This window comes from Stenotrophomonas sp. 57 (assembly GCF_030291075.1).
In the GTDB taxonomy this organism is placed as follows: Bacteria; Pseudomonadota; Gammaproteobacteria; order Xanthomonadales; family Xanthomonadaceae; genus Stenotrophomonas.
In genome coordinates this window covers 720,868-735,949 of the sequence record NZ_CP127407.1, presented here as the reverse complement: position 1 = coordinate 735,949, position 15,082 = coordinate 720,868, and the positions used below count along the sequence as shown (strand labels likewise).

11 protein-coding genes and 1 pseudogene are annotated in these 15,082 nt (G+C 67.0%); 1 reads left to right on the top strand and 11 read right to left on the bottom strand.

Going from position 1 to position 15,082, the window contains the following annotated elements; all coding sequences use genetic code 11:
* Positions 1 to 31: 31 nt before the first annotated feature.
* The 3 genes from QP512_RS03205 to QP512_RS03195 form a co-directional block, all read right to left on the bottom strand.
* The gene (locus QP512_RS03205; RefSeq protein ID WP_286070965.1) at positions 32 to 988 is read right to left on the bottom strand and encodes a Nudix family hydrolase; all 957 of its coding nucleotides are present in this window, start codon (positions 986 to 988) and stop codon (positions 32 to 34) included.
* A 101-nt stretch (positions 989 to 1,089) separates the two neighbouring features.
* Positions 1,090 to 3,822 carry a preprotein translocase subunit SecA gene (gene secA, locus QP512_RS03200; protein ID WP_286070964.1) on the bottom strand — a complete coding sequence of 911 codons (2,733 nt, stop codon included), beginning with the start codon at positions 3,820 to 3,822 and terminating at the stop codon, positions 1,090 to 1,092.
* Between the two features lie 250 nt (positions 3,823 to 4,072).
* Positions 4,073 to 5,029, bottom strand: a complete 957-nt coding sequence (locus QP512_RS03195; protein WP_286070963.1) for a M23 family metallopeptidase — start codon at positions 5,027 to 5,029, stop codon at positions 4,073 to 4,075.
* 12 nt (positions 5,030 to 5,041) lie between these two features.
* On the opposite strand from QP512_RS03195, the gene QP512_RS03190 reads away from it, so the two are divergent.
* Entirely contained in the window at positions 5,042 to 5,491 is a 450-nt protein-coding gene (locus tag QP512_RS03190; RefSeq protein WP_286070962.1) for a DUF721 domain-containing protein, read from the top strand.
* A gap of 282 nt (positions 5,492 to 5,773) precedes the next feature.
* On the opposite strand, the gene lpxC is transcribed toward QP512_RS03190, so the two are convergent.
* From lpxC to ftsW, 8 genes and pseudogenes are all read right to left on the bottom strand, one after another.
* On the bottom strand, positions 5,774 to 6,685 hold the full coding sequence (lpxC, locus tag QP512_RS03185; protein ID WP_004143722.1) for a UDP-3-O-acyl-N-acetylglucosamine deacetylase: 912 nt from the start codon (positions 6,683 to 6,685) through the stop codon (positions 5,774 to 5,776).
* Between the two features lie 192 nt (positions 6,686 to 6,877).
* Positions 6,878 to 8,113 carry a cell division protein FtsZ gene (gene ftsZ, locus QP512_RS03180; protein ID WP_286070961.1) on the bottom strand — a complete coding sequence of 412 codons (1,236 nt, stop codon included), beginning with the start codon at positions 8,111 to 8,113 and terminating at the stop codon, positions 6,878 to 6,880.
* Positions 8,114 to 8,274: 161 nt separating this feature from the next.
* Complete coding sequence (ftsA, locus tag QP512_RS03175; protein WP_005408083.1) at positions 8,275 to 9,510, bottom strand: cell division protein FtsA; 1,236 nt, start codon at positions 9,508 to 9,510, stop codon at positions 8,275 to 8,277.
* A gap of 71 nt (positions 9,511 to 9,581) precedes the next feature.
* Positions 9,582 to 10,256, bottom strand: a pseudogene (locus tag QP512_RS03170) (cell division protein FtsQ/DivIB); the annotation flags it as partial.
* Complete coding sequence (locus QP512_RS03165; RefSeq protein ID WP_286070960.1) at positions 10,253 to 11,215, bottom strand: D-alanine--D-alanine ligase; 963 nt, start codon at positions 11,213 to 11,215, stop codon at positions 10,253 to 10,255. The pseudogene QP512_RS03170 and the gene QP512_RS03165, both read right to left, overlap by 4 nt.
* Positions 11,212 to 12,648, bottom strand: a complete 1,437-nt coding sequence (murC, locus tag QP512_RS03160) for a UDP-N-acetylmuramate--L-alanine ligase (RefSeq protein ID WP_286070959.1) — start codon at positions 12,646 to 12,648, stop codon at positions 11,212 to 11,214. Before murC ends, QP512_RS03165 begins: the two co-directional genes overlap by 4 nt.
* A gap of 40 nt (positions 12,649 to 12,688) precedes the next feature.
* Complete coding sequence (gene murG, locus QP512_RS03155; RefSeq protein WP_286070958.1) at positions 12,689 to 13,774, bottom strand: undecaprenyldiphospho-muramoylpentapeptide beta-N-acetylglucosaminyltransferase; 1,086 nt, start codon at positions 13,772 to 13,774, stop codon at positions 12,689 to 12,691.
* Positions 13,771 to 15,081: a putative lipid II flippase FtsW gene (ftsW, locus tag QP512_RS03150; RefSeq protein WP_286070957.1), complete on the bottom strand. Its 1,311-nt coding sequence runs from the start codon at positions 15,079 to 15,081 to the stop codon at positions 13,771 to 13,773. Before ftsW ends, murG begins: the two co-directional genes overlap by 4 nt.
* Position 15,082: the final 1 nt, after the last annotated feature.

Below are 15,082 nucleotides of genomic sequence, written 5' to 3'. Positions count from 1 at the left end.
AGCCCCGCGTTGCGGGGATCCGACCCTGGCATCACTCCGGCCACAACCCGCGAATGGCCGCGATGCCCTGCCCGCCGTGGCGGCGCGCTTCGGTGATGTGGCCGCGACCCATGCCACCCAGGGCGTAGATCGGCAGTGACACCTGCGCACGCAGCTCGGCGAAGGCGTCCCATCCCAGCGGCACGGCATCCGGATGACTGTCCGTGGCCTGCACCGGGCCGAGCACGGCGAAGTCGCAGCCCAGCTGCTGTGCGGCCTGCAGCTGCGGCAGGTCGTGGCAGGATGCGGCCACCAGCTGTCCTTCGGGGAGTGGACGCTGCGACAGCTCCAGCAACTGCTGGCTGCCCAGGTGCACGCCCACGCCCAGTGCGCGTGCCAGTTCGATATCGCGGTTGAGCAGCCATTGCACGCCGCTGCGGCGATGCGCACGCACGGCCTGCTCGACCATCGCCTGCCGCTGTGGATGCCCCGGCGGCAGGCGCAGCTGGATGCGCTGCTGGCCGTTCGCTACCGCGCGCTGCAGCTGCGCGTGCCAGTGCTGCACGCCGCCATCATCGTCGGCCGGCGCGGGGGTGATCAGGTAGCGGTCGGGCTGGCGCAGGGCGGCCACTACCGGCAGATCGGCCGGTGGCATCGAATAGCGGCCCAGCTTGTCCGGCGCCACCCAGGTGATCGCCTGTCCTTCGCGTCCGCGCGGGGTCCCCTTCCAGCTGCGCACGTGGCGCACCTCCAGGGTCAGGTGCTTGTCCGGGTAACGCTGCGGCACGTCCATCAGCCACTCGCCGACATCGGCCTCGATGCCCAGTTCCTCGCGCAGCTCGCGCACCAGCGCCTGCTCGGAGGTCTCCCCGGATTCGCGCTTGCCGCCCGGGAACTCCCACAGGCCGGCCATGTCGCGGTTCTCGGTTCGGCGGTTGAGCAGGACGCGGCCACGCGCGTCGGTGATGACGGCGGCCACGACATGGATCGATCGGGTCGGGGAAGGCATGGGGGAAGCATGCCCAGAACAGGGCGACCCGCGCAATCGCGGATCCGGCCAGAATCAGGCGCCGCAAAGGAAAAGCCCCGCTTTCGCGGGGCTCTTCGGGATCAGCTCAGCTGGCCGTGGCAGTGCTTGTACTTCTTGCCACTGCCGCACGGGCAGGGATCATTGCGACCGATCTTCGGCTCATCGCGCTGCAGCTGTGCCACACCCTGGCGCTCGGCCTCCACCTGCGCCGCTTCCTCGTCGGCGCTGTAGCTGCCGGCGTCCTGGTGCCGGAACTGCGACTGGCTCAGGCGGGCTTCCACCTGCTGGCGTTCGGCCGCTTCCAGCGCCTGCACTTCCTCGTCGCTGCGGATGCGCACGCGCGACAGCAGGGTCACCACTTCGCGCTTGACGTTTTCCAGCATGTCCGAGAACAGCTCGAAGGCTTCCTTCTTGTATTCCTGCTTCGGCTGCTTCTGCGCATAACCACGCAGGTAGATGCCCTGGCGCAGGTAGTCCATGCGGGCCAGGTGCTCCTTCCAGCTCTGGTCCAGCACGGTCAGCATCACGTGCTTCTCCAGCGCGCGCATGGTCTCTTCGCCCACGCCGGCTTCCTTCTCTGCGAAGTGCTGGTTCACGCGTTCCTGCACCTTGGCGGCGATGGCTTCGGCGTCCAGTTCCTCGTGTTCCTTGACCAGGTCGGTCAGCGACATCTGCAGGCCGAAGTCCGACTCCAGGGTCGCCTCCAGGCCACGCAGGTCCCACTGCTCGTCGATCGAGTTCGGCGGCACGAAACGGGCGACCACATCGAAGATCACGTCGTCGCGGATGCCATCGACGTTGGCCTTCACCGACTCGGCATCCAGCAGCTCGTCGCGCTGGGCGTAGATCACCTTGCGCTGGTCGTTGTTGACGTCGTCGAAGTCCAGCAGGTTCTTGCGGATGTCGAAGTTGTGGGCCTCGACCTTGCGCTGCGCCTTCTCGATCTGGCGGCTGACCAGGCGGTCCTCGATGACGTCGTCTTCCTTCATGCCCATCATGCGCATGGCCTTCTGCACCCAGTCGGAGGCGAAGATGCGCATCAGGTTGTCTTCCAGCGACAGGTAGAAGCGGGACGAACCCGGGTCACCTTGGCGGCCCGAACGGCCACGCAGCTGGTTGTCGATACGGCGGGACTCGTGGCGCTCGGTGCCGACGATGTGCAGGCCGCCCGCAGCCTTCACCGCGTCATGGCGCTTCTGCCATTCGGCCTTGACCGCCGCCTTCTGCTCGTCGGTCGCGCCTTCGCCCAGCTCGTGGATTTCCGCTTCCAGCGAACCGCCCAGCACGATGTCGGTACCACGACCGGCCATGTTGGTGGCGATGGTCACGGCTGCCGGACGACCGGCATTGGCGACGATGGTCGCTTCGCGATCATGCTGCTTGGCGTTGAGCACTTCGTGCTTCACGCCCGCCTTGCGCAGGTGCTCGGACAGCATTTCCGAGGTTTCGATCGAGGTGGTACCCACCAGCACCGGCTGGCCGCGCTTGGCGCACTCTTCGATGTCGGCCAGCACCGCATTGAACTTGCCCTTGCGGTTGAGGAACACCTGGTCCGGGCTGTCCTTGCGGATGGTCGGACGGTTGGTCGGGATCACCACCACTTCCAGGCCGTAGATGCTCTGGAACTCGAATGCTTCAGTGTCGGCCGTACCGGTCATGCCGGACAGCTTCTTGTACATGCGGAACAGGTTCTGGAAGGTGATGCTCGCCAGCGTCTGGTTCTCGCGCTGGACCGGCACGCCTTCCTTCGCTTCCACCGCCTGGTGCAGGCCATCGGACCAGCGGCGGCCGGCCAGGGTGCGACCGGTGAACTCATCGACGATGACCACTTCGCCGTCGCGCACGATGTAGTCCACGTCACGCTGGTAGATGGCGTGAGCGCGCAGGGCGGCGTTGAGGTGGTGGACCACGGTCAGGTTCTGCGCCGCGTACAGGCCTTCGGTCTCGCCGTCGAGGATGCCGGCTTCCACCAGCAGCTGCTCGGCGTGCTCCATGCCCGCTTCGGACAGGTGCACCTGCTTGCCCTTCTCGTCTACCCAGAAGTCGCCTTCGCCGTCTTCCACTTCCTGCTTGACCAGGTGCGGCACGACACGGTTGACGCGGATGTACAGCTCCGGGGAATCGTCGGCCGGGCCGGAGATGATCAGCGGGGTACGCGCTTCGTCGATCAGGATGGAGTCGACTTCGTCGACGATGGCGTAGTGCAGGCTGCGCTGGTAGCGGTCGGCCTTGGACAGCGCCATGTTGTCGCGCAGGTAGTCGAAACCGAATTCGTTGTTGGTGCCGTAGGTGATGTCGGCGGCATAGGCTTCGCGCTTGTCGCTGTGCGGCATGCCCGGGTACACCACGCCCACGCTCAGGCCCAGCCAGTTGTACAGCTTGCCCATCTGCGCGGCGTCGCGGCGGGCCAGGTAGTCGTTCACGGTGACCACGTGCACGCCCTTGCCTTCCAGCGCGTTGAGGTACACCGGCAGGGTCGCCACCAGGGTCTTGCCTTCACCGGTGCGCATTTCTGCGATCTTGCCCAGGTGAAGCACCATGCCGCCGATCAGCTGCACGTCATAGTGGCGCATGCCCAGCACGCGGCGGCCGGCTTCGCGGCAGACCGCGAACGCTTCCGGCAGCACCTTGTCCAGGGCTTCACCGCCAGCGATGCGCTGCTTGAACTCCGGCGTCTTGGCCTGAAGCTGCTCGTCGGAAAGCTTCTCGATCTCCGGCTCCAGCGCATTGATCTTGGCGACGATGCGGTTGAGCTGGCGCAGCTGTCGTTCGTTACGACTGCCAAATACGCGGGTAAGCAGGCTGTTGATCATTGAAGGAACCGGGTTGGATGGACACGACGCCCGGCCTCCCCCTTGGGATCCGTCCGCCGCAAACGAAACAGGGCGCCTGGCGCCCTGTCGATGGCAACACCCATTGTAGCTTGGGACGGGCGGCTGAGGTTTCAACCCTTTGGAGAGGGGGTCAGGGCCGTTCCGCGTTGCGGAAGGGATCCGCCCCCGTGCTCGATCGGGGTCGGATCCCATTCACCATGGCGAATGGGCTCTGACCCCAGGCCTGGAATCAACCCCGGCTGACGCGGCCGACCGGCGTGTTGCCGCCGTCGCCGAGGAACTTGCGCGGGTTGACCACGTTGCCGTTTTCCCACACCTCGAAGTGCACGTGGGCGCCGGTCGAACGACCGGTGGAGCCTGCCTTGGCAACTTCCTGCCCGGCACGGACCAGATCGCCGACCTTCACCACCAGGCGCGAATTGTGCGCGTAGCGGGTGACATAGCCATTGCCATGGTCGACGTCGACCACGTTGCCATAGCCGCCCTTCACACCGGCGAAGCTGACCACGCCTTCGGCCACGGCCATCACCGGGTCACCGACCTTGGCGTGGAAATCCATGCCCTTGTGGGTGGCGGCGCCGCGGCCGAACGGGTCAGCACGGGTGCCGAAGCCGGAGGTCACGTAGCTGTTGCGGATCGGCATGCGCGAGGGCACGGCGTTCTGCTGCAGCTGGTGGTCGAACATCAGCGATTCCATCACCGACAACTGGCGGCCTGAAGCAGCGAAGCGCTGCTCCAGCACCTGTAAGTCGGCGTTGACGTCCTTGACCGGGATGTCGCTGGTCGGGCCGCCGGCATCGCCATCACCGAGGCCAGGCGTCTCGTTGAAATCGAATTCGCCGTCTTCCAGCTTGCCCATCTGGGTCAGCCGTTCGCCCAGCGCGTTGAGGCGGGTGGCCTGCGCCTGCAGCTCGCCGAGGCGGGCCGCGAGTGCATTGACCTGGGTCTGCGCATCGCGCTTGACCTTGGCCAGCTCCGCATCCTGGCGCTCGACCTTGGCCTGCAGCCGGGAATCATTCAGCGCGCTGGCGCCAATGCCGCCAGCAAGGCCGATAATGCAGCCTACCCCGAGCACGCTGCCCAGCAGGGCGCGGGGGCGGTCCTCGAAATAGAACCGCAAACGCGTGATCGGCGACGATTTGGCCTGTCCTTCACGCGTTTTGATTACGATCTTTTTGAATGCCATCAGTGAGTTTTCATGTCTGAGCCGAAATCCAGCGTTCGCCCCGCGTCAGTGCCGAAGCCGGCGCTGGATGCGGTGATGGCGGACAAAAGCGGGAACCCGCTGCGGCGTGCCTTGTGGCTCGACGCGCTGGACCGTCAGTTGCGCCCCCAGTTGCCGCCACCTCTGCGCAGCCGTTGCCGGCTGGCCAATGTGGACGGGGAACACCTCGTTTTTCTCGTCGAGTCCCCGGTCTGGCATGCCAAGTTGCGGCTTGCCGAAGCCCAGTTGCTCGACGCGGCCCGTTCCATCGGGCTGAAGGCCACCAGGGTGACCATCAAGACTGCGTCCACCACTCCCTCACGCTCCCCAGCGATCGACAACCGGAATGGCCCCCACGCAGTTTCAGCCGCCACGCACAAAGGGCTACGCGACGCCTTGGCTTGCCTGCAGGACGTTCCTTCGAAGCTGAAGAAGCGGTCCTGACGACAACGGAGCATCCGGCTCCGCTCCCCGTCGCGCGTGTCACCACGGCGTGAAACATTTCGGGGGCCGGGTCGCATCCTAGCTGCCATCCGGGGGGCTGTCGTTAGATTGTTGTTAAAACCGCGTTAAATTCAGGCTTCCGATCCAACAGGTTCACAAAACCGTGACCTCGAACCGGCCCTGGCGGCGGTCAAGCATGCTGAATGCGGTGCGCGTTGCGGAAACAACAACGCCGCCCTTTCAGGCGGCGCTTTTTTCTTTCAATTCAACAACCTGCAAGAATCAGGCGTAGGCCGGCGTGGCGTATTCGACCGGATCCGGCGTGGCCGGCGAGTCGAAGCTGACCCATTCCCAGGCCGTGGCGTCGGCCATCAGCGCGCGCACCAGCTTGTTGTTGAGCGCGTGGCCCGACTTGAAGCCCTCGTAAGCGCCCAGCACCTGGCCACCGGCCAGATAAAGGTCGCCGATCGCGTCGAGGATCTTGTGGCGCACGAATTCGTCGGCGTAACGCAGGCCGTCTTCGTTGAGCACGCGGAATTCGTCCAGCACGATTGCATTGTCCATCGAACCGCCCAGGCCCAGGTTGCGCTCGCGCATGTATTCCAGGTCGCGCATGAAGCCGAACGTGCGGGCGCGGGAGATTTCCTTGGTGTAGGCCAGCGTCGAGAACTCGATTTCCTGGCGCGACTGCTTGGCCGGGATCATCGGGTGGTCGAACTGGATGGTGAATCCCAGCTTGTAGCCCTCGTAGGGGGTGAAGCGGGCCACCTTGTCGCCCTCGGTCACTTCCACGGTCTTCAGCACGCGGATGAAGCGCTTGGGCGCATCCTGCTCCACGATGCCCGCCGACTGCAGCAGGAACACGAACGGGCCGGCCGAACCGTCCATGATCGGCAGCTCGGCCGAGGACAGTTCAACGATGATGTTGTCCACACCCAGGCCGGCCAGCGCCGACATCAGGTGTTCGACGGTCTGGATCTTGGCGTCGTTGCAGGTCAGGCCGGTGCACAGGGTCACTTCGGTGACCAGCTCGGCCTTGGCCGGCACTTCCACGACCGGGTCCAGGTCCACGCGACGGAACACGATGCCATGGTTGACCGGTGCCGGGCGCAGGGTCATGTAGACCTTGTCACCGCTGTGCAGGCCAACGCCGGTGGCGCGGATCGTGTTCTTGAGGGTGCGTTGCTGGATCATGGGGGATGGACCGGAAGTGACACATTAGATTAACACGCGCGGTCCCCTACCCCGGCTGAAAGGCAGGCAGGACACACCGGCGCGCCAATGGGGCGCACATGAAGCAAGGCGGCCGGGCCCATCCTGGCCCGGCGCCCGCGTTTTCAGGACATGGTGGCGCAACCCGGGGAGGACAACCCCGGGCCGCGCCGCTCAGTCCGCCTGGCGGCGCAGGAACGCCGGGATGTCCAGGTAGTCGTTCGGCAGTTCCGCTGCAGCCGGGGCCGAAGAGGCCGGGGCCGACGGGGTCGAAGCGGCCGCGGTATCGCTGCTGGCGCGACGCAGGCCCAGGCCCATGCCGCCGACGGCCTTGGACACGGCATCGCCGCCGTTGTCGAAGTCGCCGAACTCCGGCTGGCCGGTGGTGGCGTTGCGGACCAGCTTGATCGGCGCACGCTCGCCCGGACGCTGGGTCTTGCTGGCCGACACGCGGTTCAGGCCGGTGGCCACCACGGTCACGCGCACTTCGTCCTGCATGTCCGGGTCGAGCACGGTGCCGACCACCACGGTGGCGTCTTCGGACGCGAAGCCGTCGATGGTACGGCCGATCTCGTCGAACTCGGCCATGGTGAAGTCGGCGCCGGCGGTGATGTTGACCAGGATGCCGTTGGCACCGGCCAGGTTCACGTCGTCCAGCAGCGGGTTCTGGATGGCCGATTCGGCGGCGGCCTGGGCGCGGTCATCGCCACGGGCGGTACCGGTACCCATCATCGCCAGGCCCATTTCGGACATGACGGTGCGCACGTCGGCGAAGTCGACGTTGATCAGGCCCGGACGCACGATCAGGTCGGCGATGCCCTGCACGGCGCCCTGCAGCACGTCGTTGGCGGCACGGAAGGCCTGGATCATGGTCGCGTTGCGGCCCAGCACGGTGATCAGCTTCTCGTTCGGGATGGTGATCAGCGAGTCGCAGTGCTGGCTCAGTTCCTCGATGCCCTTCAGCGCCACCTGCATGCGGCGACGGCCTTCGAACGGGAACGGCTTGGTGACCACGGCCACGGTCAGGATGCCCATTTCCTTGGCCAGCTGCGCCACCACCGGTGCGGCGCCGGTGCCGGTGCCGCCGCCCATGCCGGCGGTGATGAACACCATGTCCGCGCCCTGCAGCGCGTCCATGATGCGCTCACGGTCTTCCAGCGCGGCCTGGCGGCCGACTTCCGGGTTCGCGCCTGCGCCCAGGCCCTTGGTCACGTTGGTACCCAGCTGCAGCTGCAGCTTGGCACCGCAATTCTTGATGGCCTGCGAGTCGGTGTTGGCGGTGATGAATTCCACGCCGTCCACTGCCGAGTTGACCATGTGCGCCACGGCATTGCCGCCGCCGCCGCCCACGCCAACCACCTTGATCACCGCATTGGGTGCCATCTTTTCGATCAGTTCAAAATGCGCCATGTCCGTGTCCTCGTTGTATCCGCTTGTCGGTGGCATGGACGGTCGGGCCTCCTGCCTTTGCGTGTCATGTTGCCGATGCGGCTGTGTGGGTTGTGTGTTGCGTTGTTGCCGTCTATTGCAGGTACTGCGACCGGGTACGCCCGGGTGTTGCAGGTTCCGCGTCAGAACTCGCCGCGGAACCAGGTCTTCAGTTTCTTGAACATGCTTCCGGCGCGCCCGGTCGGCAGCGACGGGCGACGCGGGTGCTCGATCTGGCTGCCCATCAGCAGCAGGCCCACACCGGTGGCATGCACCGGGTTGCCGACTACTTCGCCGAGGCCGGTGACGTGCTGCGGAATGCCCACGCGCACCGGCATCTGCAGCATTTCCTCGGCCAGCTCGACCACGCCTTCCATCTTCGAAGCGCCACCGGTCAGCACCATGCCGGCGCGCACCAGTTCCTCAAAGCCGGAGCGCCGCAGTTCGGCCTGCACCATCTCGAAGATCTCCTCGTAACGGCCCTGCACCGCCTGCGCCAGCGAATGGCGCGGCATGCGACGCGGCGGGCGGTCGCCCACCGACGGCACCTGGATGCTTTCCTCGGCGGTGGCCAGCTGGGCCAGGGCGCAGGCATAGCGCACCTTGATCTGCTCGGCTTCCGGGGTCGGCGTGCGCAGCATGTGCGCGATGTCGTTGGTCACGTGGTCGCCGGCGATCGGCAGCGAGGCGGTGTGGCAGATCGCGCCCTGCACGAACACCGCGATGTCGGTGGTGCCGGCGCCCATGTCGACCAGCACCACGCCGAGTTCGCGTTCGTCTGCGGTCAGCACGGCCACGCTGGAGGCCAGCGAGGACAGCACCAGGTCATCCACCTGCAGGCCGCAGCGCTGCACGCACTTGCTGATGTTGGCCGCGGCCGACTGCGCGCACACCACCAGGTGCGCATGCACCTCCAGGCGCACGCCGGTCATGCCGACCGGGTTGCGGATGCCTTCCTGCGAGTCGTCCAGCACGTACTCGCGCGGGATCGCGTGCAGGATCTTCTGGTCGGCCGGAATCGCCACCGCCTTGGCCGCATCAAGCACGCGATCCAGGTCGCCCCAGGTCACTTCCCCGTCGCGGATCGGCACGATGCCCGGCGAGTTCTTGCACTGCACGTGGTTGCCGGAGATCGAGGCGTACACCGAGCGGATCTCGCAGCCGGCCATCAGCTCGGCTTCTTCCACCGCGCGCTGGATCGACTGCACGGTCGATTCGATGTCCACCACCACGCCGCGCTTCAAACCGCGCGACTCATGCGAGCCGATGCCGATCACTTCGATCGGATTGCCCGGCGAATACTCGCCCACCAGCGCCACCACCTTGGAGGTGCCGATGTCCAGGCCAACGATCAGCGATTTGTCACCCTTGCGATTCATGTCCTTTCCTGCGTCCTGCTGGCCGGGGTCGCCGGCGTTTTCGCCGGCGTGGCCGGGGTACCCCAGCTCAGCGTGAAACCATTGGTGTAACGGAGGTCGGCGCGCTCGATCGGCGCGTCCTGGCGGTTCAGCTGCGGCAGCACCTTGACGAAGCGCTGCAGGCGCGAGCGCGCGTCGTCGCGGCCAACCACCACTTCGGTGCCGTTGCTCAGCACCAGCGACCAGCTGCCGCGTGCATCCATCGTCACCCGGCGCACGTCGACGCCGGCCGGTGCGAACAATGCACGCGAGTCGCTGTACAGCTTCATCACTTCTTCGGTCTGGCTGTCCGGGCCGTCCAGTTCCGGCAGCGCCAGGTCGGCCAGCTTCTTCGGCGTGGGGAACAGCTTGCCCTGCTCGGAGACCAGGCGATCGTTGCCCCAGCGCGCGAATGGCTTGTGCTCGACCAGGGTCACTTCCAGCACATCCGGCCACTGCTTGCGTACCCGCGCGCTTTCCACCCACGGCAGCTTTTCCAGTGCGTCCTGGGCATCCTGCAGCTTGACCGCGAAGAACCCGGCGCGCGCGTAGGGCAGCAGTACCTGCTGCAGCTGTTCGGCCGGTACACGCTTGAACTCACCGTGCACGCGCAGCTTCGCCAGCGGCCAGCGCTCGGCGCCGACCCAGCCATTGACCACGGCCACCACCGGCAGTGCAACCACCGACAGCGCCAACAGCCAGACGAAGATGCGCAGCACCGCGTTCATGCGTGCGAGGCCTCCAGGGTCTGTTCCAGCACGCGCCACACCAGCTCTTCAAAGTTGATGCCGGCCTGCCCGGCCGCCTTGGGCACCAGCGAGTGGCTGGTCATGCCCGGCGCGGTGTTCACTTCCAGCAGGAAGAAGCGGCCGCTGCTGCGGTCACGCATGACATCCACGCGGCCCCAGCCACGGCAACCGGCGGCACGGAACGCGGCCAGCGCGATGCGGCGGATCTCGTCCTCGTCGGCACCGTCCAGGCCCGGGCACAGGTACTGGGTGTCCTCGGCGATATACTTGGCGTTGTAGTCGTACCACTGTCCCTTGGGCACGATGCGGATCGACGGCAGCGCGACGTCACCGAGGATGGCCACGGTCAGTTCGTCGCCGACCACCATCTGCTCCATCAGCAGCTGGCCGTCGTAGCGTGCGGCCAGCGCCACGGCCTCATCCAGGCCGGCCTCGTCGGTGACCCGGCTGATGCCCACGCTGGACCCTTCATTGGCCGGCTTCACCACCACCGGCAGGCCCAGTTCGGCCGCCAGCGCATGCACGTTCGACGCGTCGACCTTCCGGTACTGCGGGGTCGGCAGGCCCAGCGACAGCCACACCTGCTTGGTGCGGATCTTGTCCATGCTCAGCGCCGAACCCAGCACGTCCGAACCGGTGTACGGCACGCCGAAGGCATCCATCAGGCCTTGCACGATGCCGTCCTCACCGCCACCGTTGTGGCCGTGCAGGATGTTGAACACGCGGTCGATGCCACCGGCGGCCAGGGCCTTGGCCAGCGCCGGGATGCCATCCACCGCGAACGCATCGACGCCGCGCGACTGCAGGGCTTCGAGTACGTTGCGGCCCGAATCCAGCGACACTTCGCGCTCGCTGGAGCTGCCACCGAGCAGCACGGCGACGCGGCCGAACACGGCCGGGTCGGTCACGCGCAGCGGCGGGAACGTCAGCGTACTCACGCTTCACCCTCCGCCTTGAAACCTTCCACGGCGATATGGCTCGCGACGGCGCCAATGTCGCCCGCCCCCATCATCAGCAGCAGATCACCGTCCTGCAGCACGTCGGGCAGCACGCTGGCCAGTTCGGCGGCCTTGCCCACCACCACCGGCTCGCTGCGGCCGCGCGCACGGATGGCACGGGCCAGCGCGTGCGAATCGGCACCGGCAATCGGCTCCTCACCGGCCGGGTAGACCTCGCTCAGCACCAGCGCGTCGACGCTGGACAGCACGGCAGCGAACTTGTCGAACTGATCGCGGGTACGGCTGTAGCGGTGCGGCTGGAAGGCCACCACCAGGCGCTTGTCGGCCCAGCCACCGCGGGCGGCGGCAAACACAGCCTCCAGCTCGCTCGGGTGATGGCCGTAGTCGTCAATGATGCGGACCTTGGCACCGCTGGCGGTGGTCACCTCGCCCAGATCGTTGAAGCGACGGCCAACGCCGGCGAAACTTTCCAGCGCGCATGCGATCGCGTCCGGAGCCACGCCCAGCTGCCAGCCCACCGCCGCAGCGGCCAGCGCGTTGAGCACGTTGTGCCTGCCCGGCAGCGCCAGCACCACTTCCTGGCTGGTGCCCTGCGGCAGGCGCAGGGTGAAGCGCATGCGCGACCCTTCCTGCACCACGTTCTCGGCACGCACGTCGGCCTGCGGGCTCATGCCGTAGCTCATCACGTGGCGCGGGGTCTTCGCCGCCAGCGCGGCCACTTCCGGGTCGTCGATGCACAGCACCGCCAGGCCGTAGAACGGCAGGCGCTGCAGGAACTCGGCGAACGCCGCCTGCACGCGGGCAAAGTCGTTGCCGTAGTTCTCCAGGTGATCCGCATCAATGTTGGTGATGATCGACATCAGCGGGTTCAGGCGCAGGAAGCTGCCATCGCTTTCATCGGCCTCGGCCACCAGCCACTGCCCACCACCCAGCTTGGCGTTGGCACCGGCGGCCAGCAGCTGGCCACCGATCACGAAGGTCGGGTCCAGGCCACCTTCGCTCAGCACCGCCGCGGTCAGGCTGGTGGTGGTGGTCTTGCCATGGGTACCGGCCACCGCGATGCCGCGGCGGAAGCGCATCAGCTCGGCCAGCATCGCCGCACGCGGCATGATCGGAATGCGCTGGCTGCGCGCCTCCATCAGTTCCGGGTTGTCGTCGCGGATGGCACTGGAGACCACCACGCAGTCGGTGCCCAGCACGTTGGCCGCGGAGTGGCCGCGCATGATGCGCGCACCCAGGCTGGCCAGGCGACGGGTCGCCACGTTGTCGGCGTTGTCCGAGCCGGACACTTCATAGCCCAGCGTCAGCATCACTTCGGCGATACCGCTCATGCCGGTGCCGCCGATGCCGACGAAATGCACGCGCGGGAAGGCGCGCACCAGGTCGTTGGTGTCGTGCAGGCGACGGATCATGCGCGGCCTCGCGCAGGGCAGGCGCGGTGGCATGCCTTCTTCATACAGCTTCCTCAAGAATGATATCGGCGATGCGCTCGGCGGCATCGACCTTGGCCAGGGCACGCGCGGCGTGCGCCATCTGCATGCGGCGGGCGGGATTTTCGGACAGATCGCGCAGCAGTGCGGCAATGCCGTCGGCCAGCGTTCCGTCCTGCTTCAGCAACACCGCCGCGCCGCGCTCGACCAGGTACTCCGCATTGCGGGTCTGGTGATCGTCGACGGCGGCGGGGAATGGCACCAGCACGCTGCCGACACCGACCGCGCACAGCTCGGCCAGCGTCGACGCGCCGGCGCGGCACACCACCAGGTCGGCCCATGCAAAGGCTTCGGCCATGTCGGCGATGAACGGCGTGATCTCGGCCTGCACGCCGGCCTTGGCATACGCATCGACCGCTTCGGCATGCATCTTCTCGCCGCTCTGGTGGCGCACCTGCACCGGGACCGCGGCGCCCAGTGCAGCGATGGCCTGCGGCACGCCGGTGTTGAGCGCACGTGCACCCTGGCTGCCACCCACCACCAGCACGCGCAGCGGGCCGTGGCGGTCGGCGAAGCGCTGTTCCGGCGGTGCGATGGCGGCAATCTCAGCACGCACCGGGTTGCCGACGAACTCCTCGCGCTTGGCGAAGGTGCCCGGGAAGCCGGTCAACAGGCGGCGCGCATAGCGCGACAGGATGCGGTTGGTCATGCCCGGTGCGCGGTTCTGCTCGTGCACGATCAGCGGCAGACCGTGCAGGCGCGTGGCCATGCCACCGGGGCCGGAGGCAAAGCCGCCGAAGGCCACCACCGCACGCGGCTGACGCTTGCGGATGATCATGCCGGCCGCGCGCAGCGCGCGCATCAGCCGCCACGGCGCACCCAGCAGGGCCAGCTTGCCCTTGCCGCGCAGGCCGGTGATGGCCAGCGTGTCGATGGCGATGTCGTGCTTCGGCACCAGGCGGGTTTCCATGGCGCCTTCGGCGCCCATCCAGGTGACCGGCACGCCACGCTCGCGCAGCACGCGGGCCACGGCCAGGCCGGGGAAGATGTGACCGCCGGTACCACCGGCCAGGATCATCACCGGGCGGGCGTTGGAAGCGCTGCTCATGACAGCCTCCCGAAGGTCGGCTCGATGCGCGACTGCAGGCGGCTGGTGCCACGCGCAGCGTTCGGCGCTGCGGCAGCCACCGGCTCGGCGCTCACCGGAACGCTGGCCGCGACCGGCGCGTCGCTCGGCTCGGCAGCGGCGTCCTCGGCGCCACCGATGCGCACGGCCTGACGGCGCTCGGCGCGCTTGAGCTCATAGGACACGCGCAGCAGCAGGCCCATCGCCACACAGGTCATCAGCACCGACGAACCGCCGGAGGAGATCAGCGGCAGGGTCAGGCCCTTGGTCGGCAGGATGCCCAGGTTCACGCCGATCGAGACGAAGGTCTGCATGCTGATCCACAGGCCGATGCCGAAGGCGATGTAGCCGGAGAAGTGGCGCTTCATTTCCACGCAGCGCATGCCCAGCCAGAAGGTGCGGCCGACCAGCAGCGCGTACAGGGCCACGATCACGCAGGTGCCCAGGAAGCCGAATTCCTCGGCGGTCACCGAGAAGATGAAGTCGGTGTGCGCTTCAGGCAGGTAGTACAGCTTCTGCACCGAGTTGCCCAGGCCAACGCCGGTCCACTCGCCACGGCCCACCGCCATCAGCGCGTTGGACAGCTGGTAGCCGTCCCCCTGCTGGTCGGCCCATGGGTCCAGGAAGGAAGTAATGCGGCGCATCCGGTACGGCTCGATGATCGCCAGCGCGCTCATCCCTACCAGGCCGATGATCACCGGCATCGACATGCGCGGCATGTTCACCCCGCCCAGTACCAGCATGCCGGCGGTGATCGCCAGCAGCAGGGTGGACGAGCCGAAGTCCGGCTGCAGCAGCAGCAGCACCACCAGCGCACCGGCCACGCCCAGCGGCTTGAGCATCGCCGGCCAGGTCGCGTTGACTTCGTCGCGGAAGCGCACCAGATAGCTGGACAGCCAGACGATGTAGAGCACCTTCACCGCCTCGACCGTCTGGAACTTGGAGATGCCCAGGTTGATCCAGCGGCGCGCTCCGTTGACCGTACTGCCCAGCCCCGGCATGAACACTGCCAGCAGCAGCACGAAGCAGCCCAGCAGCAGCATCTGGTTGTACTGCTCGATGGACTTCAGCTCGGTGCGGGCGGCGATGACCGCCAGCACGATACCGACCGCCAGGAAGATCAGGTGGCGATTGAGGTAGTAGAACGGGCTGCTCATCAGCGCGATCGAACTGGATGCCACCATCACCACGCCCACGCCGGTGAGCGCGATGATCGCGCCCAGCAGCCACTTGTCGTAGCTGCCTTCGATGGCTTCAAGGCGTGTTGCCTGGCGGGACAGGTCGTTCATC